The sequence below is a fragment of the Brevibacillus nigriterrae genome, from assembly GCF_049846925.1.
Taxonomy (GTDB): Bacteria; Bacillota; Bacilli; order Brevibacillales; family Brevibacillaceae; genus Brevibacillus_H.
This window is the reverse complement of record NZ_JBNCMT010000055.1, coordinates 1-22,990: the sequence shown is the minus strand read 5'-3', so window position 1 is coordinate 22,990 and position 22,990 is coordinate 1. Positions and strand designations below refer to the sequence as shown.

Sequence of the window (22,990 nt, the reverse complement as noted above, 5' to 3'; positions counted from 1 at the left end):
TTGTGCGAAATTGTTTCTGCCTTTCCAAAAGCCTCATTCCGTTTGACAAAAGCTTGAATGACACTAAATCCTTTTGAAACATCCAATCCCACGACTGGTCCCATAACACCCTCCAAAAAAAATTTGCCGGCACTCCCACGATGGTTCCAAACCCATAGCTTCGCTTGTGATACGAGGTCATTGCCTCAACCAGCTCAAACATGGTCATTGGGGATAGTGGGAGAACAGTTTTCTCGACGGGGTAATCTCCCCTAAATGCTTGACGTTCTCCCGGCTACCGCCATCTTAAAGCGCCCAAGAAAAAAGGCCAACCAGAAAACTCTGGATGACCTGATAATACGAAAATGCTTGTCCTAGCCAAAGCGACTTTGGCAGCGTTGCTTAGATTTTCCCTCACTTGTTAGGGGAAAAAGTGGTCAACCAGCGTTGCGAAAGAGGCAGCAGCGTGTTTGACCACTCCCTGACGATGAGGAAAATCGGACAGTGGATCTCCTGAGCAAGCTGTCAGGGAGACCTGGATAGGACAACGTTTTTCTAGCTATAATTCTGCCGGAAAAGATAATACAATAGAAAAGCATCTTGGATATCAAAAAAAGGAGAGACATCATGGAATTGATTTACATAATCAAAGCAGTTTTATTGGGGTTAGTGGAAGGACTGACAGAGTTCGCTCCTGTTTCATCAACAGGGCATATGATCATCGTTGACGAAATGTGGCTTCAATCGGAGCTGTTGCTTGGGAAATACGTAGCCAATACATTTAAGGTAGTGATCCAGCTTGGGTCCATTTTAGCAGTTGTCCTTCTTTTTAAAGATCGGTTTTTTGAGATTCTGGGGTTAAAGCGCCGCAACAGAAAACTGGATAATGGACAAGGGCGTCTTACTCTGGGGCATGTAATCGTCGGATTATTGCCTGCAGGGGTGCTAGGGCTCGTATTCAAAGATTTTATTGACGATTACTTGTTCTCGGCCAAAACCGTATTGATTGGTTTGGTAGCTGGTGCCATCTTGATGATCATTGCGGATCGCTTTCGCAGCCAAAATCCGACCGCAGAGACGGTTGATCAAGTATCTTACAAACAAGCATTTATTGTCGGTCTCATTCAGTGTATCTCCTTGTGGCCTGGATTCTCCCGATCAGGCTCGACCATCTCTGGCGGTGTCCTGGTTGGGATGAGTCACCGGGCTGCAGCCGATTTCACGTTTATCATGGCGGTTCCCATCATGTTTGGTGCGAGTCTGATCTCATTGATGAAAAATTGGCAGTACTTTACGCTTGATGCCTTGCCATTCTTTGCAGCGGGATTCGTAAGTGCTTTTCTGTTTGCGTTAATCACCATCCGCATCTTCCTGAAACTCATTAATAGAATAAAGCTGACGCCTTTTGCGATTTATCGTCTGGTTCTTGCAGGAGTGATTTATTTCGTTTACTTCTAAACTTAGTTGTTGGAAGGGGAGAAGGTTTTGCATACACATTCTGAAAGTGAAACCATTATTGAGGTAAAAGGCCTTGTGAAGAACTACGGTTCGTTTTCAGCGGTAAAGGGTGTCCATTTTCAGGTGAATAAAGGGGAGATATTTGGACTCCTTGGACCGAATGGCGCCGGCAAAACAACCACTCTGGAAATGCTGGTAGGACTTCGCAAGCCTGATGGAGGCACGGCAACGATTGGTCCGTACGATATCCTGCGTGATATTACGAAAGTTAAGGAGATCATTGGCGTTCAGTTGCAGTCAACTACCTTGTTTGAACTGCTGACAGTCGAAGAAATCTTGAAAATGTATGCCAGCTTCTACCCTTCCCACATTTCAATTCCTCAACTGATCGACGATATGCTGCTCACCGAAAAGAGAAAAAGCCGAATCAAAGGATTATCAGGTGGTCAAAAACAGCGTCTGGCGATTGCACTGGCTTTGGTGCATGACCCGCAGGTGGTCTTTTTGGATGAACCAACTACGGGTCTGGACCCGCAAGCAAGACGTACCTTATGGGACATCGTCCTGCATTTGAAAGAAAAGGGAAAAACCATTGTGATAACGACTCATTATATGGACGAAGCGCATGTCCTTTGTGACCGGATTGCGATCATGGATCAAGGGAACCTAATTGCATTGGATACGCCAGTCTCCCTGGTGAGAAGTCTGCATTCCGACAGCGCATTGGAATTTCGAACACCAGGACAAGAAGAAACCATTGATTATTCCTGTATTGAAGGCGTGACCAAAGTAGGGAACCGCAAAGATGTGCACGTCCTCTACAGTGACAACCTGCAGACAACTTTGACCAGTCTGATTCATTTTGCGTCTGAACACAACTTGCAACTAGTCGATTTGCAAACAAGGACAGCGACATTGGAGGATGTGTTTCTTCATATGACGGGAAGGAGTCTGAGAGAAGCATGAAAGCTTACTGGCAATTAACGCTCGCACAGTTGCGCATTTTTGCCCGCAATCGCCAGGTGTTATTCTGGACGCTGATTTTCCCGATTTTTCTGATGGTCATGTTGGGCTCATCGCTCAGTAACGGCAACGGAATTTCGCTTACCATCGGAGTGGTCGATCATGATCGCTCGACGGTATCTTCCGATTTTGTAAAAACACTGGAGCAGAACAAAGCACTGCAGGTGAAGCTCGGAAATGATGAACAGACACAACTGGATCGTCTCAAAAACGGTGACCTTCAACTGGTTATCGTTGTCCCGGCAGGCTATGAGGATGGTCTGAAGGAAGTTGCGTCGCAACCTAAACCATTTACGATCCCTGTCTATTTCAATGATACAAACTATGCTGTTTCAGAGGTAGGATTATCCCTGGTCAATCAAGTGATTGATGAGGTTAGCAAGGAAAGAGTGGCCTACAAACCGGTTGTCGTGATGGAATCGCACGGTATTGAAGCACTTGATTTGCGCTATATCGATTTTTTGGTACCAGGCATAGTTGCAATGATGATAATGAGCAATAATATGAATGGCGTCTCTGGTCAAATCGCATCCTGGAGAGAGCGGGGAATTTTGCGGAGAATGCAAGGGACTACCCTGAAAGCTTCGACATTTATCGCTGCACAGATTACAGCGCGCATGCTGATGAACGGCCTGCAAGCCATCATCGTCCTGATAGTTGCCAATCTCCTGTTCGGCGTTGAAGTTCGGGGCTCCTGGTTTACACTGACTGTTTTTACCGTACTCGGGACACTTGCGTTTATGGCAATCGGATTTATCATTGCGGGAATCGCCAAAACACCGGAAAGTGCTGGCCCGATCGCGGGCGTTCTTTCCTTTCCGATGATGTTTCTCGGAGGCGTTTTTTTCCCGATCCAAAATATGCCCGAGTTTATCCAGCCTTTCGTTAGGCTTTTGCCGATCTCTCATTTAAGCGATGCTTTGCGGGAGACGATGAATGTCGGGGCAAGTCTGATGAGTCTGAGTATGGAAGCGCTGATCTTAACGGGGTGGCTGCTTGTTTCCTTCGTGGTAGCCAGCTACACATTTAAATGGGAATGACAACAAATCGCAAGGGGGTTAGATATGGCTGAAGCAATGGCAAAAGCTACGCATCGGAAGTTAACCATTGGTAAAATCATAAAAAGAGCATTCGCAATCATCATCGGAGCTGCCCTCGTATCGGTTGGTCTGGAAATTTTTCTTGTCCCTAACCGGATCATTGATGGCGGGATCGTGGGGATCTCGATTATTTTCTCTCATCTTACCGGATGGGCCCTGGGTCTGTTTTTATTTGTCCTGAATCTTCCTTTCCTCTTTATAGGATACAAACAAATCGGTAAAACGTTTGCTCTATCAACACTATTCGGCATCACGCTTATGTCTATCGGCACCACGCTGCTGCATCCTGTGCCGGGACTAACCGAAGATCCACTACTTGCAGCGGTTTTCGGAGGAATTATCCTCGGGATTGGAGTTGGTTTGGTCATTCGTTATGGAGGATCACTGGACGGTACAGAAATTGTGGCGATTCTCTTTAATAAGAAGACTCCTTTCTCGGTTGGCGAGGTCGTCTTGTTCATTAATATTTTTATCCTGGGGAGTGCGGGATTTGTCTTTGGCTGGGATCGTGCGATGTATTCCCTGATTGCCTACTACATAGCGTTCAAGATGATTGATGTAACGATCGAAGGATTCCAGGAATCCAAATCAGTGTGGATTATTTCCGACATATATAAAGAAATCGGCGATGCGATTGTCGCACGGTTGGGTCGTGGTGTTACTTATTTGACAGGGGAAGGCGGCTATACTGGCGACGAAAAGAAAGTTATCTTTTGTGTGATTACACGATTGGAAGAAGCGAAGCTGAAACTGATTGTGGAGGAAGTCGATCCAACCGCCTTTCTTGCGGTAGGCAACATCCATGATGTCAAGGGTGGACGGTTCAAGAAAAAAGATATCCATTAAAAATCAGAAACCTTTGGCGAGTATCCTCGTATAAAATAGGCACGGTGACTTTTTCTGAAAAAATAGACGGATAAGGGGGGACTGCGATGAACATCACCACTATACAATCCAATCGTGTTTTTCGTATGTTCCTCTTATTCGTGTCAGTCGTACTGCTGTTTGGCTCTATTTTCACTCTGTTCATTTCTTCTGACCAATCAGAGCGTTCTGATTCCGGCTATCATCTGGTAGCGAAAACGGATGGGTTGCAGGCCAACCTCACACGTTTGAACAAGACCTATCAGTTGAGCTTCTTCATTAAGTTGATCATTATTCTGGCTGCACTTTTTACTCTCCGTTTCAGCCAAACATTATTGCCTCGTTTTACTCAAACCAATTCCATTCCCATCCGGATGAGAAGCTTATTTCTCATGCCCTTAAAATTCAACTCCAATTTTGTGATCCTCTAATCGTTCATACCCAGAAAAAGAAAGCCTCAGCCAGAGGTTTATTTGTCATTTCTGAAATGGAATGAACGAAAGCGAGGAAATCAAATGAATATGAAAAGAATACTGGCATTCTTCGTGACTGTCATTTTAACGATGTCTATAATTACCTTTACGACGCCAACCATCCTGAATGGACTGAAATTGGGCCTGGATCTGAAGGGTGGATTTGAGATTTTATATGAAGCTCATCCGATTGAAGCGGGAGCCAAGATGTCGAAGGAAGCCTTGAAGCAGACCGCAAATAGTTTGGAAAAACGGGCGAATGCTTTCGGGGTTGCTGAACCTGATGTAACCATCGAAGGCGAAAATCGTATCCGGGTGAAAATTGCTGGTGTCTCCGACGAGAAAACGGTTCGAGACATTATGAAAAAGCCTGCTGAGTTAAGTTTGAGAGGGCCAGACGGGACAATCGAGCTGCAAGGGGCCGACTTCGTAGAGGGAGCCTCTCAGGTAGGAGTCGATGAGTTAAACCGGCCAATCATTCAGATCGAGGTGAAAGACAAGGAAAAACTGAAACAGGTGACACAGAAGCTGATAGAGAAACCCTTGGCCATTTATCTGGATGATCAGTTGTTGTCCGCTCCTACGGTGAAGTCTATTCTGGTTGACGGAAAAGCAACGATTTCAGGGGATTATACACAGACAGAAGCTCAGGAACTCTCAGATGTGATCAATCTCGGCGCTCTTCCGTTAAAGCTGACAGAGAAGTATACTCAGTCAGTTGGCGCCTCGTTGGGACAACAGTCTCTGGAGCAGACGATCTTTGCAGGATTGCTTGCCTCTATTTTCATTCTGTTGTTCATGATTGTGATTTATCGAGTGCCTGGATTTATTGCCAGTGTGACCTTGATTGCCTATACATGGGGATTGTTGCTTTTGTTTTACTGGATGAAGGCAACAATTACCTTGCCTGGGATCGCCGCATTTATCCTGGGGATCGGGATGGCGGTTGATGCCAATATCATCACATACGAACGGATAAAAGAGGAAGTAAGAAGCGGCAAAACACTTCTGTCCGCCTTGCGTATCGGCTCCAAGCATTCCTTGCGTACGATTCTGGATGCCAATCTGACCACCATCCTTGCAGGATTCGTGCTTTACTATATTGGGACAGGAGCCATTCAGGGGTTTGCGCTTACCTTGATTCTCAGCATTATTCTCAGCATGGTTACCAACGTATTCATGTCCAGGCTGTTGCTTCAGTTGTTAATCAAAAGTAAGCTGGTGCAGAAGCCGCAACATGTGGGCGTAAAGCCGGAAGAGATTACTGGTCATGATTTCAGCGAAGGAAATCAATTGCTAACTGAGTATAAAGGATTTGATTATGTAGGAAAAAATAAGATTTTCTTTACCTTTTCAACAGTGGTTACCATTGCTGGTGTCATTTCCATGCTGCTGTTCAATTTGAACTACGGGGTAGATTTCAAGGCAGGAACAAATCTAGATCTATCCATGGGTAAGCAAGTAGCGAGTGCAGAGATCGAAAGCGTGATTGCGAAATCCGGGTTACATCCGGCTTCCGTTACGGTAGGGGGAGAAAATAATGATCGGGTATCCATTCGATTTGAGGAAGTATTGAACGCCGACCGACATGAAGCAGACCAGCTAATCAAAGCATTGAAAGCGGAATACGGTGATCAGGTTTCGGGGGAAGAGAACACAGTTGATCCTGCCATCGCTCAGGAGTTGGGTCTTAAAGCAATTTACGCTGTGGCTATCGCCAGTATAGGGATCATTATTCTGGTGAGCATTCGTTTTGAGTGGAGGTTCGCCCTTGCTGCCATCATCGCTCTCTTGCATGATGTCTTTATGGTGGTAAGCATCTTTTCGATCGGCAGGCTTGAAGTCAATCTTCCGTTTGTTGCGGCAGTGCTTACGATTATCGGTTACTCCATTAATGACACGATCGTTATTTTTGATCGAATCAGGGAGAATGTCAGATATCACAAGCCAAAAACTTACAAGCAGCTCGCCAATCTGGTTAACAACAGCATTGCTCAAACATTAACGAGGTCGATTAATACGGGTTTAACGGTTCTCGTTTCATCACTGATCTTGTATGTGTTAGGCAGTGATTCCATACAAATGTTTTCCCTTGCCATGACACTAGGCTTGGTGTTCGGGATGTATTCGTCCATTTTTATAGCGAGTCAGATTTGGTTAATTATGAAGAAAAATAGTTTGAAATAATAAGGGGAGGGTGTCCGTTCAAGTAGTCTGGTCTACTTGGGGACACCCTCTGACACTCTCAAGAGAGCTTTTTTCAACTTGATTATCCCTTCTTGAATCTGATGTGTTTCTGTCCGACCGTAGGTTAACCGAATAAAGCCAGATTGTAAACTAAGCAAGCTTCCCGGGACAAACAGTACTCCTTCATGAAGAGCTTCTTCCATCAGTTGAAATTCATTTACCTTGGTTAAAAGCTTGCACCACAGATGGATTCCGCCTTTCGGTACCTCGAACGTTACATGTTCGGATAAATGCTCTTGAAGTGCGGATACCAGCGTATCCCGCTTCTCAAGGAGCTTTGCCTTTACCTGTTGCAGATGAGGTTCAAAAGATTCGGCGGTAAGAAATTCTGCTGCAATCCATTGAGGGATGACACTATGACCGTAATCAATTTGTTGTTTCACATCTGCAAGCCGTTGAATAACAGGATCTGGCCCAATAATCCAACCGATGCGCAGGCCAGAGGATAAAATTTTGGAAAGTGAACTGACATAGAGCACAGTTCCACCTGTATCCAGTGATTTTAACGTTGACGTATCTGTGTGTTTTGTGAGCGAGAGAAGGCTATAGGGATCATCTTCTACTACTGGGATGCCCAGCTCTTGGGTTATTTCCAAGACTCGTTTTCTTTTCTCCAAAGAGAGGATGCTTCCCGTTGGATTTTGGAAAAGCGGATTCAGAAAGACCATCTTGATTTTATGTTTCCTGTAAAGATATCGGATCTCTTCCGGATCAATCCCGTTTTTCCCTACTGGCAATCGATAGGTTTTCAAATGAGCGGAGCGAAAAATCGGGATCGAATTCGCATACGAAGGATCTTCAATGGCTACTGCATCACCAGGCTGCAACAAACATTGAATAATGATATGAATCGCTTGTTTTACGCCAGAGGTGATCAAGATCGATTGGCTTGTACAGTCAATATTTTTAAATGTCTTCAAATGGGTGGCAAGTGATCGCCGCAACTCCAGATTGCCCTGAGGATGTTCATATCGGAGTGGTTGTTGAAAGTGATGGGTGGTGAGGATCTTTTGGACAATATCATACGGTGTTAAATCATCGGCTAATTCACAACAAGCAAAATTGATTAAATTCTCTTGATGGACTTCTTCATGAATTCGGCGATGAAGAGGCAGATTGGGAGAATAGGAACCTCGTTCCACATACAGATCCCAATTGGGAAATTGCCTGCTGGACAGACCACATACATTTTTTCCCACTTTGGTTCCGCTTCCCTTTTCTCTCTCAACAATACCGCAAGAAAACAATACATCGTAGGAGGAAACGACCGTACCTCTGTTTACACCCAGTTGTTTAGCGAGCGCTCGCTCGGATGGCAGAAAACTACCTGGCAGGTACTCGCCATAGGCAATCCTTTTTTGGATATAGTCAGCGATTTGTTGGTACAAAGGGATACTGCTTTCTTTATCTGGTTTCCACTCCATTTTTCTCACCATATTTTCCCTCTATGTTTTTAATTATAATAGTTTACACGAATATAGTGAGATGTACATAGCCACATTGAGTCATTTTTACTCATTCATTTTCCGTTCCATATGGACATCTATAATGAAGAAAAGCGCCAGATCAAGATCTGACGCTCTTTTGCAATGCTATTTTGATTTTTTCAATTCCTTCTTGAATCTGATGGGTCTCTACCCGTCCAAAGGTAAATCGGATATAGCCAGATTGTGAACCAAGCAAACTGCCAGGAACAAAGATGACGCCCTGTCGTAGGCATTCTTCCAGCAGACGAAACTCATTCATTGGGTTTACCAGTTTGCACCAAAGATGGATTCCGCCTTCAGGTACCTGAAAAGTCAAATACTCTGACAAATCCTTTTGCAGAGAAGAAACGAGTAATTCCCTTTTTTCAGCAAGACGCTCTTTCAGCTGATGCAGATGCGACTCGAAAGTGTTGGATTTGAGGAATTCTGCTGCAATCCATTGTGGGAAAATACTATGCCCAAAATCGATTTGCTGCTTGGCATCAGCGAGCCTCTGAATCACTTTGTCCGGTCCAATAATCCAGCCGATGCGAAGGCCAGAAGAGACTAACTTGGACAATGAGCTTACATAGAGCACGGTTCCTCGATGGTCCATTGATTTTAGCGTGGAAGTATCGGTTTGCTCTGACAGAGAGATCAGGCTGTAGGGATCATCTTCTACAACGGGAATTCCCAGTTCTTCCGAAATAGCGAGGACTCTTTTTCGTTTTTCTACCGATAAGACGGTTCCTGTAGGGTTCTGGAAAATCGGATTCAGGAAGATCATCTTGATGCGGTGCTTGCGATGCAGGTAAATGATATCTTCCGGATCAATCCCGTGCTTTCCAACCGCTAAGCCATATGCCTTCACACGTGCCGAGCGAAAAATCGGTAAAGAATGTGCGTAAGAAGGATCTTCGAACGCAACGGCATCACCGGGATTAAGCAAACATTGAACGATCAGATGAAGGGCTTGTTGGGCTCCTGAGGTTACGAGGACAGACTGACTTGTACATTCAATGTTCTTGTACTTGTAGAGATGCTCTACTAATGACTCCCGAAGTTCTACGTTTCCTTGGGGATGTTCATAACCGAGCGATTGCTTGAACTTGTGTCTGATCAATATTTCCTGAAAGACATCATACGGCATCAGATCGTTCGCAAGCTCTCCACTGGCAAAGTTGATCAGATCCCGTTCGTGAACTTCTTCGTGTATATGTCGATACAGTGGAAGATTCGGTAGAAAAGACCCTCGTTCCACATACAGATCCCAATTGGGAATCCGCGTCCTCGTCAGCCCCCATACGTCTCTGCCTACTTTCGTGCCGCTCCCCTTTACTCTTTCAACAATGCCATTGGAATACAGCACATCGTAGGCGGCAACTACCGTTCCTCTATTAATTTCCAGATTTTTTGCCAACGCTCGTTCGGAAGGCAAAAAACTACCTGGGAGGTATTCTCCATAGGCAATTCTTTTTTGGATATAGTCTGCAATTTGCTGGTATAAGGGGATATCGCTTTGTTTGTCAGGTTTCCATTCCATTTGGACTCACCGCAGCTATCAGATTTAGACGATACTCTCGTTTGCACCTCCATTTAAGAGGGAATATATACTCGTTGTCAAGAGGCCACGTGAATGATTGATCCAATTCTCGTATGATTTTGTGCAAAAAGACCAATTTTTTAAATGGAATATCCCCACTCAGAGAATAAACTAGTCCACTTTATGAACTAACACAAGATCCACTTTTTAAATTTTTTAGTTCCGTAACAGCTTTCATAATAATATGTGAACACAGGATCAAGTGTGATCAATGTCACGGTTCACCCCTACCCCTAGGCGTAATCTTTTAACTGCTAAAAGCAATAGAGACAGAGGGGGGAGGTGTCCACATGGGTAAAAATCTAGCAATCTTTTTTTTATGTTTCGTTATTGCATTCGGAGGCGGGTACCTGATATTCGGAGGAGGCTCCAAAGAGGAAGCTTCGTCTAATCCAAGCCAACAAACTGCGCCAAAACAGGAAACGAAAACAGAAGCACCTGCGGCTACTGAAGCTGCTACGGCTACTACTGCGAGCGTTCCTGCTGAGGGTGAAGTCTTTTCAAAACTGGGGTGTATCACATGCCACTCTGTGAAGAATCTCGGAGTTAGCGGTGGTGCCACTGGGCCTGATCTATCAAAAGCTTTCACCGAGGTTGAAGGCAAGCATGGTGTGAAGATCGAGGAATTCCTGAAGAAGCCGACTTCAGCCGTGATGTCCGGAGTCATCGGTGGTAAGCCGTTGACAGACGAGGAGAGAAAGGCTGTATTAGATGCGCTGAAAGCAGCATCTGAAAAGAAATAAGAGGGAGTGTACCACTTTATGAAAAAAGTGATTCCTGTCGTATCGGGACTGGTTGCAGGTTTTGCTGCAGCGGCTGTTTTCTTTGCCGGATCTACGGATATTGGCCCAAAAACGGTAGCAACTGATGCAAGCAATAAAAGCGATGCAGAGAAAGTTTATGTTCCATTTGGCAAGTATGATGAGTACTATTTGTTTGCTTCTGGTGGACACTCTGGGCACTTGTTTGTCTATGGCGTTCCATCCATGAGAAAGATCCGTACGGTTCCGGTGTTCTCTCTGGATTCGGCTACTGGTTATGGATATGAGAAAGAAACCAAGAAAATGTTGGGCGGCTACACGTGGGGGGACTTCCACCATCCGGCATTCTCCGAAACCAAAGGGGAGTACGATGGAAAATGGATGTTTGCTACCGACGTAGCGAACAACCGTGCGGCGGTTATGGATCTCAAAACCTTCCATACAGTTGACATGATTCAGGCGCCAAACGTTGCGGGTCCTCACTGCGCAGCTTTCGTAACGGAAAACACGGAGTACCTGTTCATGCCAACCCGTTTCGCAGTACCACTTGAGCGTAAATATGCACCACTCGATGATTACAGCAAAGAGTACAGAGGAACTTTGTCTGCAGTGAAATTTGATGAGGCGAGCAAAAAGCTCTCCATTCCTTGGCAAGTTGCTCTGCCACCATGGAACTATGACCTTTCCGACGCTGGTAAAGGGCCTTCCCATGAGTGGGCGGTTATGACAACCTACAATACAGAAGAAGCAACAACCAACCTGGAAATCAACGCTTCCCAAAAAGACCGTGACTACATTATCCTCTGGAATTGGAAAGAGCTAGAAAAGATGGTTGCCGCTGGTCAGTTTGAAGTTGTTGACGGAGCAAAAGTGATCTTCCCTGAGAAGCACAAGGGCGGAATCTATCTGGTTCCAGTTGCCAAGTCTCCACACGGGGTTGACGTAACTCCAGACGGTAAGAACTTTATTGCTTCTGGTAAATTGGCTCCTGCTATGACCGTTTTCTCTTTTGAAAAAGCATTTGATGCTATCAAAAACAAGAAGTTTTCTGGTGAAGAAAAAGGTATTCCAGTCCTTGATTACAATTCCGTTATGGAACGTGAAGTAAACCCACCGAATGCTCTTGGACCACTTCATACCCAGTTTGACGACAAAGGTTTAGCTTATACTACTATGTTCATCTCCTCCGAGATTGTTAAGTGGAATGTACAAACCGGAGAAACGCTTGACCGTGTTGCAATTCAATACTCCCCAGGACACAGTGCTGCAGCAGAAGGCGACAGTGTGAGTCCGGATGGAAAATACCTGGTTGCTCTGAACAAAATCGCGAAGGATAGCTATCTTTCCGTTGGTCCTTCTCACCCTGAGTCCATGCAATTAGTCGATATTTCTGGAGACAAGATGAGAGTTATTCAATCAGCACCAGTTGATCCAGAGCCGCACTATGCTCAAATGATCAAAGCTGACAAAATCAAAACAATTGAAATTTATGAAAAAGATGAGAAACGAGAAAACTCCGTTTGGAAGGCTGAAGATGCTCGCATTGAACGTAAAGGTAATGAAGTACACGTTTACGGTATCGCGATGCGTTCGAAGTTCGTCCTCGATGCGAAAGCAAAACGTCAGGATGTCATTGAAGTCAATCAGGGAGACAAGGTATTCATCCACCTTACAAATATCGACCTGGATGAGGACATTACACACGGCTTCGGTATCAACAACTTGAACCTGAACTACGAAATTCAACCAGGTGAAACCAGAACATTGGAGTTCACTGCAGATAAAGCGGGTACGTTCCCGATCTATTGTACGAACTTCTGCTCTGCGCTTCACCAGGAAATGACAGGTTACTTACTTGTAAAGCCAAAAAACTAGTTTACTAGGACGTGGAAAAGGATCGGGTGTCCGTGTGATGCCCCTTCCTTTCCCCATTTAAGAATAGGAGATGAGTAGAGTGGCACGAAAACTTTCAGTGACTTCGGCTTTGATGATCGGCGTTGCTTCTATACTGATTGCGGTGTCCATCTTTTTCCCTTGGTGGCAAATGAAATTCTTTGCACCGCAATATCCAGAAGGACTAGATATTATCGTTTATCCCTATAAATTGGATGGAAAATACGACATCGTGAACGGACTCAATCATTATGTGGGCATGAAGCCATTCAGTGAAGAAACATTTCCAGAGCTTCAGTTTTTGCCTTGGGTGATTGGTGGGATGGCAGTCATTACCCTGATTGTTGCCGTAATGCGAAAAAAATCGTTACTGATGGGCTTGCTTGGTCTCTTCACAGTTGGCGGTATTCTTGGGCTTTATGACATCAATCGCTGGCTGAAAGCGTTCGGTACGAATCTGGACCCGAAAGCTCCAATCAAAATTGATCCGTTTATTCCACCAATGATTGGAGAAAACACCATCGCCAACTTTGTGACACACAGCTACTTTACCTATGGTTCCTTTATGATCGGAGCGGCTTTCCTCCTACTGGTTATTCCGCTTTGGAGGGAACGGAAGCAATGAGAAAAATAGCAGCTTTGTGGGCAGGAGTACTTCTTTGGACTGTCAGCTTGTCAATCTCTCATGCAGAGGAATCTCTGCAAGAGAAGATTGACGGGGCGCCAGCAAATGCAACTATTACTCTCGAAAATCAAACCTATGAAGGCAATCTCATCATCAGAAAACCGATTACGATCAAAGGAAAGGGCAACACGATTATTCGGGGAGACCGAACCGGCAATGTGATCGAGATCGAGTCGCCTAATGTACATCTCGATCAGTTGAAAGTGGAGCATGGGAGCAAAAGCATGAACTCGGGAGAAGAATATGCGGGAGTTAAGGTCAATTCTTCCAATAATCTCATCGAAAATATCGAAATTACGGATTCCTATCATGGCTTGTTCCTGAAAAATGCTCATAACAACCTGGTTCGCAATGTGAAGGTAAAAGGCGAGGTCGGAAGAGAAGGCGGGCTGGACATTGCCCATCAAGGCAACGGAATCCAGCTCGTCCATTCCAATGAGAATAAAGTAGAAAATTGCAACGTGGATGGGGCAAGGGACGGAATCTATGTATTCTATTCTGACAAGAATGAATTGACAGGTAATCGGGTGCAGAATACAAGGTACGGCGTTCACTACATGTATGCCCATTATAACAGCTTCCGCAACAATCACTTCACCCAGAATGAAGGCGGAGCAGCCATTATGATTGCCCGGGGAACCAAACTGGAAGGAAACGAGTTTTCCTTTCATAACAGTTCCCAATCATTTGGTGTGCTGCTCCAGTCTGCTCAAGAAACTGTGATGACAGACAATAAGTTTTATCGAAATTTACGCGGCCTATACATTGATGATGCCAACAACGGTTTCATCAAGGGCAATCAATTTTCGAACAATCAGGTTGGTGTAGAAATCTGGTCAAGTGCGAATGAGCAGGTGTTTACGGAAAATCAATTCTTTCATAACACCGTTCCCGTTATCCGCTTGGGGATGGGGAAAAGCAATCAGTGGAGCAAGGATGACAAGGGGAATTTCTGGGGAGCTGATTTTCCACTGGTCGATCTGGATCAAAATGGAGTGGGAGATAATCCGGTTCAGTACTCCTCGTCCTTGTATAAGCTTGTCAGCGAGAATGAGTTGATTTACCTGTTCATCAACAGTCCGGCACTTGGGATTTACGAAAAAATGAATGAGCTTTTACAAAACCAGGAAGTCATGTTTGAAGATCCGTATCCGTTGATTCGTGAAAATAAAGGCACAAACGCAGGGAGTAGCTGGATCATCTTTCTCCTGCTTCTGCTGCTAGCATCTAGTTATTACAGATGGGGGAGGAAAAAAGCATGATGTATATATGGAAAGAATGGAAGGAGCAGTCGAGAGGAAAAGGCATTTGGCTCTCGCTTAGTGTTGTCGTCTTGCTTTCGCTGTTTTTGCTGCTGCAGTCACGTTCCTTCCCGTCAGAGTTAGGTTACCAGGTTTTTCTATTTTCCCTGTATCAAATGTGTGTCTATTTGCTACCGTTGCTTAGCCTGTTTCTCGCCTCCTTCGCCATCATGCAGGAAAAGGAACAGAAGACACTCTTGATCCTGTTAACCAAAAAAGAATCATACCGACAGTTTTTCTTGAAAAAAAGCATCGCCGTCCAATTTGTGTCCCTGTCGATCTTCATCGGCTGGTTCTTCTTTTTTTCACTGCCATCAAGGTTGTTTTTGCCATTCGATTTGCAATCCCTAATGGGCTTCCTGCTGACTGTTTCCATCCTGCTAATTATCTTCAACCAGATTGGAATGTTGCTAGGCAGTATTTGCAGTACGAGAATGCAATTGGTCGGCGCCAATATTTTCACTTGGTTTTTACTCGTATTCTTGATCGATCTCGTGTTTTTGTACGCCTTGCCGTCTGTGAACAAAGACAATATATTCATGTTCTCCATCCTGTATTTTCTTGATCCACTGCACACGTTATCGTTCTATTTGGAAACGACGCTAGGATTGTTCTCTCTCAATCATCTGTCCCGGCTGATGGAAAAGATGGTATGGATGCCGCCTGCTTCCTTTCTGGTGATTGACTTTGTGCTTTTGGTTCTTGTCACATTCGAACTGGCAATACGCTTCCGCAGCAAGGGGGATAAAGTATGATGATCGAAATCAAAGGGTTATCTCAATCCTATCAAAATAAAAAAGTGTTGGAGAACGTCAATCTCACAATTTCCGAGAATGAGACTTGTGCACTTGTGGGGCGCAATGGAGCGGGTAAATCAACCTTTATTCATTCGATGCTTGGTCTGTTGCCGGTGAAAGAAGGGTCAATCCAAATCTGCGGAATCGATCATAAGCAAGAAGCGTGGAAGAAAGAAATTGCCTATTTACCGGAGAAGTTCACCTTGTATCCGCAGTTGACAGGTGACGAGAATATCCGTTTCTTTGCATCGCTAGAGCAAGCCCAAGTTGACGAAGCGAAGCTGGAGGATTGCCTTCGCAAGGTCCATTTGTGGGACGACCGGAATGAACGGATCAAGGGCTACTCCAAGGGTATGCTGCAACGACTGGGGCTGGGGATCATGCTTTATTATGATAGCAAAATCATGATTCTGGACGAACCAACCAGCGGTCTCGATCCAATCGGACGCAAAGAAATTCTAAGTATTTTGAAGTCGCTGGAGAAGAAAACAATTCTCTTCTCTTCTCATCACATGGATGAGATACGGCAAGTCTGCTCCCATGTTGCTTATTTGGAAGACGGTACAATGACCAAATACAGCATGGAGGAATTCAACCAAAAGTATCAATTCGTGGAGGAATAAGAATATGTTTCGAAAGCTGATGACGATCTTTATTCTCTGCAGCCTGATTGTTCTGGGCGGGTGTGGCAGTACGGCAAAATGGCAGGCAAATCTTACGTTGCAAGGTGACTATAAAGAAGGAGAACCACTTCCCATACGTTTGGAAGTAAAAGCAAACGAACAGCCTGTCACGGGTCTAACCATTCAAGGTTCTCTGGAAATGAAGCGAATGAATCATGGCACGGTTGACGCAACTTTTACAGAAAAAGGAAACGGTGTGTATGAATGTACTGCAGAAATCCCGATGCATGGTGATTGGACAGCCAACCTGAAATTGAGTGATGGCAAGGTAGTTGAGGAACACAGCATCGACTTCACGGTAAATGCAGGCAAGACGAGTGAGGCCAAACCTTCCCAGGAAAAAGTCGTAGCAACCATCAGTGGTGAGAACATCACAAAAGACGATATTGCATTCTATGAGCTGATCAATCTGATGCAAATTGCCATGTATAAAGAAGATGACAAGAGCAGGCTGCAAGGTGAAGAGCTGCAAAAAAGCCTGACCTACTGGGCCGACCGTGAGAAAGAGGCAAAAAATTCGACGACTTTGTTAACCCAGGCGATTCGCCTTCGTGCGATGGCACTTTTAGCTAAAGAAAAGGGGCATTCGTGGAAGCAGGAGGAAGTCAACCGGGAGATCGAGCAAGCCAAATTATCCTATCAAAAATATCCGGTTGCCATGCAAATGATAGAGAAGTATGGAGAGGATCAATTCTGGAAACGACAACAGTCGCAGTATGAGAGTATTGTTCTGATGAAAAAAGTACAGCGAGATATGATCGACAATGTGAAAAAGGCGAATCCGAAAGCAGAAGCCAAAGAGGTCAACATGCTGGCTGCCAAAAAATATGAAGAGCTCTTGGTATCTCAAGTTGATAGTTTATCGATTCAACTATTCAATTAGCTGATGGGATGAAAGGAGAAAGACCATGATTGAGAGTAAAATACTGCAATTGCTAAAAAAGCATAACTTGAGACACACGGAGAAGCGTGAGAGATTGATCAAGATTTTCAAAGAGAGTGAAAAAGAGTTTGAACTGATTGAGGTCATTCAGGAAATGCGTAGACAATTTCCGAATGTGAGACAGCAAACTGTTGTCAGTAACCTGGATGCATTGGTAAAGGCGGGACTTTTAGTGAAAACCCAATATTATAGTGAAGTTACCTTTTGCTTTTCTGAAAAAATGATATCGTAACGTGGCGGGTCTCCAATTCAATGTTTGGGGACTTTTTTGTTTTCTGAATTGGACTATCAAAATGTCTTTGAATTGGATGATTTCATTTCTCTCGGCATTTGTATTAATGGAAGGGAGAGGTGACTAGCAGATGAAATACAGAACATTACAAGGTACTCTATTGCAGGTTTCCGAAATCGGATTTGGTGTATGGACCGTTGCTACCAAGTGGTGGGGAGTTACAGATACTAGCCTGGGTAAACGGTTATTACGTTCGGCGTATGAGGATTACGGCATTACTTTCTTCGATACCGCCGATGTGTATGGGGATGGATTAGGCGAAACGATTCTGGCCGAAACGCTTAGAGACGTTCGAGAGAAAATCGTGATTGCCACCAAATTTGGCTACGATATTTACAACTTGCCGGGCGAACGCAAAGGGCACGCTGAGTTGCCGCAAAATTGGACAAAGGAACACATTATCCTTGCTTGTGAGCAAAGCTTGCGTAGACTGCGAACAGACTATATCGATTACTACCAGTTGCATAATCCACGTATGGACGCTATTTATGATGATGTTGTCTATGAGGCGCTTGAAACCCTCAAAAAACAAGGGAAAATTAGAGAATTCGGTGCGGCGTTGGGGCCAGATTTGGGATGGAAAAATGAGTCGTTAGCTGCTCTCACAATGGGATATTCTGGGGTGCAGATTGTCAATAATATTTTGGAACAAGATCCGGCTCGAAGCATTTTTCCTGTAGCGGATCAAGAAATTCGGGGAGTGATTGTTCGGATTCCTCATGCTTCCGGTTTGTTAGATGGCACCTATCATCCAGACAATCCTTTTAGCAGGAATGATCATCGTGCACACCGTCCAGCCGATTGGATGAAAGCGGGATTCGAGGTAGTAGAGGAAATGAGAAAAAAAGGGCTGTTTGACAAGCAAAATCGAACCATCGGACAGTTAGCGATCCAGTTTTCACTCTACCAGCCTTCTGTTGCAAGCGTATTGCCTAACTTCACAACAGAGGAAAATCTCAAGGAATTCGCAAATGCTTCTGAGGTCGCCCCTCTTACCAAAGAGGAATTTGATCTGATTGAATGGCTTTGGATCAATGGCTACAGTGAACGGTTGAGTCAACCCCTGTCTGATTCTACAAGTAAACCTGCGCCAGTCCTGCATAGTTAACGGATGGACATGAAAAATGGAGCCATTTTCACGTTTCAGCTATTCTGTTTATGGCTGCTCAATCAACTGGGGTATTGGGTTGTCTCTGTTTTGCATCTTCCTGTGCCAGGCAATGTTATGGGAATGCTTATCCTTTTTATTTTGCTAATTACCGGAATTGTTCGTTTGGAATGGATCAAACAGGCTTCTGCCTTCCTGATTAAACATTTGGCGTTTTTCTTTATTCCGATTGCTGTCGGTCTGATGGATTATGGGGATTTGTTTGTGGAGCATGGCTTATCCATTGTCCTTGCCCTGTTTGTCAGTGCAGGAGTCGGGTTTTGGGCAACGGGGTATACGGCACAATCCTTGAGTAAAAAGAGGGAGGTGCAGCTACAACATGAACGCATCGGTAACTATCGGTAGTATTGCGATCACGGTGATTGCTTACTGTTCGAGCAGGGTGGTCAATCGACGGTACCCCTCTCCTTTCACCACTCCGGTATTTTTGAGTACGGCGATCATTATCGTGATCCTGATCAGTAGCGGAATAACGACAACTGATTACAGTCTGGCAAAGGAGATTATGACATTTCTTCTGGGGCCTGCTACGGTTGCATTGGCCGTGCCGTTGTATAACAATCGGCGAATCCTGCTGCAAAATCTCATTCCCGCAGGTATCGGATTAGTGATTGGTTCACTCTCTACCTTGTTTGTCGCAATAGCGATACTGAAGTATTTTCAGGTATCGTCTGTGCTTGTCGCTTCGATGAGCGTAAAAACCGTAACGGTCCCTATTGCCATTGAGATCACCAAAATTATTGGGGGAGACCCGGCGTTAACGGCTGTCTTTGTCGTGGCAACTGGATTTATCGGTTCGATGCTGGGGCCTTGGTTTTTGGATGTAACAGGTGTAAAGCATCCGATTGCAAGAGGATTGTCTCTCGGCACAATTTCGCACGGACAGGGTACGGCGCAAGCAGCGATGGAGGGGGAATTACAGGGAGCGATTGCAGGAGTTGCTATGGGCATGAGTGCGATCTTCACATCGGCTCTGATTCCTCTTGTGTATACCTATATTGTGTAAAGAAAGCCTTACCCATTAAGAAAAGATTTCGTCGATTGTAGCGTCCTTGGAAGTGATACCTAGCTCTTTCACGGAGAAAGGAAAAAGAGTCGGCACCCAACCCCGTTAGGGGTGCGAAGCGTTTGTCGACTCCCTTTCGGAGTGAAAGAGCGGACAGTAATCGCATCACTGCGAACTTCCACAGAGCAAAAAGCGACGAAATCTTTTCTTGTCTTCACAGAATTGACAATTTTTCCGGCCAGAATTAGCTAGGTTGAGCCATATAACCCAAAATCTCTCACAATTATACTTATAGATGGTAATTAATTCATATCATTTATATTCACAGTAAAAGGAGAGATTTGTTATGTTCGCACGCTTTCCAAAAAATTGGGCAATGGGAATTGTAAGCGGGGTTGTTGGAATCAGTTTATTGGGGGGAAGTGCTTTCGTTGTGCAAGCGCATACAACTACCCATCCGAAGCCAGTTACGACACCGGCTACTACACAACCTGCTGCGAAACCGCCAGTTACAAAACCAGTTATTAGTCCTGAAACAGCACAATTATTTCCTGCTGAACCAGCACATGAGGAACAATGTGGATTTTGCAAAATGAAAGTCTACTCGCAAACAGAGGATCTTGGACAATTTACCGCACAGGTAGTTACACATGATGGGAAACACATCTTCCTGGATGATATCGGCTGCATGATGAATTTCAAGCGTGATCAGAAAGAGCAAAACAAGCCAGTAAAAGCAATCTGGGTTCGTGATTACTACACTAAGGAATGGATTTTGGCATCCAAGGCTGTTCTTGTATCCGCTGCGATTGATACACCGATGAGATACGGATATGTAATGTTTAAAGACGAAGCGTCTGCAACGAAATTTATCAATGAGAATAAAGCAAAGAATGCAGCGAAGACGACATGGCAAGTGATCGAGGCAGATTCTAAAGCACGTGCAGAAAAACGCAAGGCGAAAATGAATCAAGGTAACACGACGAATCAAGGTAATACGACACATCAGGATGCGAATCATACTACAACAACTAACCATCATTAGAAACAATTCGTAGAGAAAACAGCGACAATGACTTCTTTCTTATTGCACTCTGGCTGGGGTATGAATCGAGATATTTGAGAAAGTTAAGTAAGAGACTGCTTTGATGAGAAGCAGTCTCTTGTGTGTTCCATCAAAGTTACCGACGAAAGAATGGGGATTCAAGGAACCTGCGAAAATCACGGAAATCTCGGAAATCACGAAAATCGCGGAAGAATGGAGATTGACGGAAATCACGGAAGAACGGAGATTGACGAAAATCCCGGAAATCCCGGAAATCCCGGAAATCACGCATTCCACCTCGGAATGGTGGTGGATCGTCTGCCATACCACCTGGATGTATACTATCAGACCTTCTTCTAGATCGGCCTTGATACGAAGGTGTACCGTAATACGACATACAACTCGAAGATGATTCGCTAGAATACATAGAATTTGAAGAATCGTGCTTACAATTGCAGCCTTTGTTTTCCAATAGCTTTTCCTCCCCTTTACGTCGATTCAGCTTATGTTTATGCATTGTTAAGATGAGCGGTTTGGACCATTTGGCATGATGAAAGAAACCAAATATAGGAGCATATGACTCAAAAAATAATAGGCTAATCGAGACAAAAATCTCGACTAGCCTTTTGGTCGGAGCTAGCTGCAACAAACTTTTCTGACAGCTTCTTTCACACGATCCTGATGAAATGGCTTGATGATAAAATCTTTGGCACCTGAATGAATCGCACGAAGGATCATCTCTTGATGCCCTACAGCAGAACACATAATGATTTTGGCTTCAGGGTCATAATCTTTAATTTTCGAAAGAGCTTCAAGTCCGTTCATATTGGGCATCGTAATATCCATTGTGACCAGATCCGGTTTCATTTCTTTATATAATTGGATCGCCTCGTATCCATCGGTTGCTTCTCCAACTACCTCATGACCTATTTTCAGCAGGATATCTTTTAATAGTGATCGTAAAAAAGGTGCATCGTCGGTTACAATTATCCGTGCCATAATTAACAGTTCCTTTCATAGGACTATACTCCTGCTATATTAGATATATCGGTAAAAGTGTGTGTTGTTTTTAGTTATTTTTACCTATTTTTTATTTTTGAGAGTAAAGGTACCTGGAAATAACATATTGACTTGAAATGTTGTTGTAACTATAATGGTTACAACTGAGAGGGTAAAAAACAAAAATTCGTAGTTTACAAGGAGCGTTCAATATGACTTTGAAAATAAAAGTGTATTCTGATTATGTTTGTCCTTTCTGCTTTCTGGGGAAAGCCCCGTTTGAAGAAGCAATCAAAGGAAAAGATGTCGAAGTGGAATGGATGCCATTTGAGTTGAGACCAAGCCCTACTCCCCAGATTGACCCGTGGAATGACCCGCAAAAACTGCACGGCTGGGAAACTTTTATTAAGCCAACGGCAGCAAAATGGGGTGTCGATATGAAGCTGCCCCATGTTTCTCCGCATCCTTATACTCATTTGGCGCATGAAGGGTATCAGCATGCCAAGGAACAGGGAAAAGGCAAGGAGTACAATCATCGAGTGTTTACGGCGTTTTTCCAAGAGGAACAAAATATTGGAGAAATTGATGTTTTGTGCAATTTAGCAGGTGAATTGGGACTGAATGAAGCTGAATTTCGAGAGTCGTTAGTATCGAGAAAGTATAGAGTAATCCATCAAAATGAAGTTAGGCATGCTTATGAAGAAGCGCAGATCACCGCAGTTCCGACCTTTGTAATCGGTGACGAAAGAATTGCTGGGGCGGCAAGCAAGGAAGCGTTTGAGAGAGCGATTGAGCAGGAACTAAACAAACTAAAGCGTTCATGACCAACCCTGTATCCGCAAGTGGTTAGGGGAGAAGATCGTCGAGGTACCTTCGGCGGTCTTTTTTATATAATCGAAAAGTTAAAGTGCATAGCGCTTTAACTTCTCCATTTGCGTAAGCCCACAAAGAAAAGATTTCGTCCATTGCCCCCTCTCATCGGGGGGTCGAAACAAAGTCTCCTTGGAAGTGATACCTAGCGACGTTTCAGCCCCCCGATGAGAGGGGGAGGAACGGAGAAAGGAACAAGAATCGACATCCAACCCCTTTAGGGGCGCGAAGCGTTTGGCGATTCCCTTTCGTAGAGAAAGAGCGGACTGTATGATCTTCTTTGCGAACTTCCACAGAGCGTAAAGGGACGAAGTCTTTTCTTACTTTTTTTAAT

General features: G+C 44.5%; 23 protein-coding genes. 20 read left to right on the top strand and 3 right to left on the bottom strand.

Annotated features, from left to right (window positions below):
- Positions 1 to 606: 606 nt before the first annotated feature.
- From ACPW7N_RS25475 to secD, 6 genes are all read left to right on the top strand, one after another.
- The gene (locus tag ACPW7N_RS25475) at positions 607 to 1,437 is read left to right on the top strand and encodes an undecaprenyl-diphosphate phosphatase (protein ID WP_425654581.1); all 831 of its coding nucleotides are present in this window, start codon (positions 607 to 609) and stop codon (positions 1,435 to 1,437) included.
- Positions 1,438 to 1,464: 27 nt separating this feature from the next.
- Positions 1,465 to 2,403 carry an ABC transporter ATP-binding protein gene (locus tag ACPW7N_RS25470; RefSeq protein WP_425654580.1) on the top strand — a complete coding sequence of 313 codons (939 nt, stop codon included), beginning with the start codon at positions 1,465 to 1,467 and terminating at the stop codon, positions 2,401 to 2,403.
- A complete protein-coding gene (locus ACPW7N_RS25465; RefSeq protein ID WP_425654579.1) occupies positions 2,400 to 3,500 on the top strand; it encodes an ABC transporter permease in 1,101 nt (366 codons plus the stop codon). Before ACPW7N_RS25470 ends, ACPW7N_RS25465 begins: the two co-directional genes overlap by 4 nt.
- A 24-nt stretch (positions 3,501 to 3,524) precedes the next feature.
- Positions 3,525 to 4,406 carry a YitT family protein gene (locus tag ACPW7N_RS25460; RefSeq protein ID WP_425654578.1) on the top strand — a complete coding sequence of 294 codons (882 nt, stop codon included), beginning with the start codon at positions 3,525 to 3,527 and terminating at the stop codon, positions 4,404 to 4,406.
- Positions 4,407 to 4,492: 86 nt separating this feature from the next.
- Positions 4,493 to 4,855 (top strand): hypothetical protein, encoded by a 363-nt coding sequence (locus tag ACPW7N_RS25455; protein WP_425654577.1) that lies wholly within the window; start codon positions 4,493 to 4,495, stop codon positions 4,853 to 4,855.
- Positions 4,856 to 4,939: 84 nt separating this feature from the next.
- Positions 4,940 to 7,084 (top strand): protein translocase subunit SecD, encoded by a 2,145-nt coding sequence (gene secD / locus ACPW7N_RS25450; protein WP_425654576.1) that lies wholly within the window; start codon positions 4,940 to 4,942, stop codon positions 7,082 to 7,084.
- A 32-nt stretch (positions 7,085 to 7,116) separates the two neighbouring features.
- Here secD and pdxR (ACPW7N_RS25445) read toward each other — a convergent pair whose 3' ends face one another.
- Together pdxR (ACPW7N_RS25445) and pdxR (ACPW7N_RS25440) are read right to left on the bottom strand one after the other, a co-directional pair.
- Entirely contained in the window at positions 7,117 to 8,568 is a 1,452-nt protein-coding gene (gene pdxR / locus ACPW7N_RS25445; RefSeq protein ID WP_425654575.1) for a MocR-like pyridoxine biosynthesis transcription factor PdxR, read from the bottom strand.
- A gap of 142 nt (positions 8,569 to 8,710) precedes the next feature.
- Positions 8,711 to 10,153 (bottom strand): MocR-like pyridoxine biosynthesis transcription factor PdxR, encoded by a 1,443-nt coding sequence (gene pdxR / locus ACPW7N_RS25440; protein ID WP_425654573.1) that lies wholly within the window; start codon positions 10,151 to 10,153, stop codon positions 8,711 to 8,713.
- Positions 10,154 to 10,503: 350 nt separating this feature from the next.
- Here pdxR (ACPW7N_RS25440) and ACPW7N_RS25435 point away from each other — a divergent pair, with 350 nt between their 5' ends.
- From ACPW7N_RS25435 to ACPW7N_RS25375, 13 genes are all read left to right on the top strand, one after another.
- The gene (locus ACPW7N_RS25435) at positions 10,504 to 10,956 is read left to right on the top strand and encodes a cytochrome C (protein ID WP_425654571.1); all 453 of its coding nucleotides are present in this window, start codon (positions 10,504 to 10,506) and stop codon (positions 10,954 to 10,956) included.
- 18 nt (positions 10,957 to 10,974) lie between these two features.
- A complete protein-coding gene (gene nosZ, locus ACPW7N_RS25430) occupies positions 10,975 to 12,849 on the top strand; it encodes a Sec-dependent nitrous-oxide reductase (RefSeq protein ID WP_425654569.1) in 1,875 nt (624 codons plus the stop codon).
- 79 nt (positions 12,850 to 12,928) lie between these two features.
- Positions 12,929 to 13,492, top strand: coding sequence for a hypothetical protein (locus tag ACPW7N_RS25425; RefSeq protein ID WP_425654567.1), 564 nt, complete (start codon positions 12,929 to 12,931; stop codon positions 13,490 to 13,492).
- Positions 13,489 to 14,814, top strand: a complete 1,326-nt coding sequence (gene nosD, locus ACPW7N_RS25420; RefSeq protein ID WP_425654565.1) for a nitrous oxide reductase family maturation protein NosD — start codon at positions 13,489 to 13,491, stop codon at positions 14,812 to 14,814. The genes ACPW7N_RS25425 and nosD overlap by 4 nt, the downstream gene beginning before the upstream one ends.
- Entirely contained in the window at positions 14,811 to 15,608 is a 798-nt protein-coding gene (locus tag ACPW7N_RS25415; RefSeq protein WP_425654564.1) for an ABC transporter permease subunit, read from the top strand. The genes nosD and ACPW7N_RS25415 overlap by 4 nt, the downstream gene beginning before the upstream one ends.
- Entirely contained in the window at positions 15,605 to 16,273 is a 669-nt protein-coding gene (locus ACPW7N_RS25410; RefSeq protein ID WP_425654561.1) for an ABC transporter ATP-binding protein, read from the top strand. The genes ACPW7N_RS25415 and ACPW7N_RS25410 overlap by 4 nt, the downstream gene beginning before the upstream one ends.
- Before the next feature lie 4 nt (positions 16,274 to 16,277).
- Positions 16,278 to 17,216, top strand: coding sequence for a FixH family protein (locus ACPW7N_RS25405; RefSeq protein ID WP_425654559.1), 939 nt, complete (start codon positions 16,278 to 16,280; stop codon positions 17,214 to 17,216).
- A 25-nt stretch (positions 17,217 to 17,241) separates the two neighbouring features.
- Entirely contained in the window at positions 17,242 to 17,508 is a 267-nt protein-coding gene (locus tag ACPW7N_RS25400) for a transcriptional repressor (protein WP_425654556.1), read from the top strand.
- 130 nt (positions 17,509 to 17,638) lie between these two features.
- Positions 17,639 to 18,676, top strand: a complete 1,038-nt coding sequence (locus ACPW7N_RS25395; protein ID WP_425654554.1) for an aldo/keto reductase — start codon at positions 17,639 to 17,641, stop codon at positions 18,674 to 18,676.
- Between the two features lie 3 nt (positions 18,677 to 18,679).
- Positions 18,680 to 19,081, top strand: a complete 402-nt coding sequence (locus ACPW7N_RS25390) for a CidA/LrgA family protein (RefSeq protein WP_425654553.1) — start codon at positions 18,680 to 18,682, stop codon at positions 19,079 to 19,081.
- Complete coding sequence (locus ACPW7N_RS25385; RefSeq protein ID WP_425654550.1) at positions 19,056 to 19,742, top strand: LrgB family protein; 687 nt, start codon at positions 19,056 to 19,058, stop codon at positions 19,740 to 19,742. Before ACPW7N_RS25390 ends, ACPW7N_RS25385 begins: the two co-directional genes overlap by 26 nt.
- A gap of 346 nt (positions 19,743 to 20,088) precedes the next feature.
- Complete coding sequence (locus ACPW7N_RS25380) at positions 20,089 to 20,787, top strand: nitrous oxide reductase accessory protein NosL (protein WP_425654549.1); 699 nt, start codon at positions 20,089 to 20,091, stop codon at positions 20,785 to 20,787.
- A 120-nt stretch (positions 20,788 to 20,907) separates the two neighbouring features.
- Positions 20,908 to 21,147, top strand: a complete 240-nt coding sequence (locus ACPW7N_RS25375; protein WP_425654547.1) for a hypothetical protein — start codon at positions 20,908 to 20,910, stop codon at positions 21,145 to 21,147.
- Positions 21,148 to 21,423: 276 nt separating this feature from the next.
- Here the strand turns inward: ACPW7N_RS25375 and ACPW7N_RS25370 are convergent, their stop codons facing one another.
- Entirely contained in the window at positions 21,424 to 21,786 is a 363-nt protein-coding gene (locus ACPW7N_RS25370) for a response regulator (RefSeq protein WP_425654545.1), read from the bottom strand.
- A gap of 212 nt (positions 21,787 to 21,998) precedes the next feature.
- On the opposite strand from ACPW7N_RS25370, the gene ACPW7N_RS25365 reads away from it, so the two are divergent.
- A complete protein-coding gene (locus ACPW7N_RS25365) occupies positions 21,999 to 22,610 on the top strand; it encodes a DsbA family oxidoreductase (RefSeq protein WP_425654544.1) in 612 nt (203 codons plus the stop codon).
- The last annotated feature ends 380 nt before the right edge of the window (positions 22,611 to 22,990 follow it).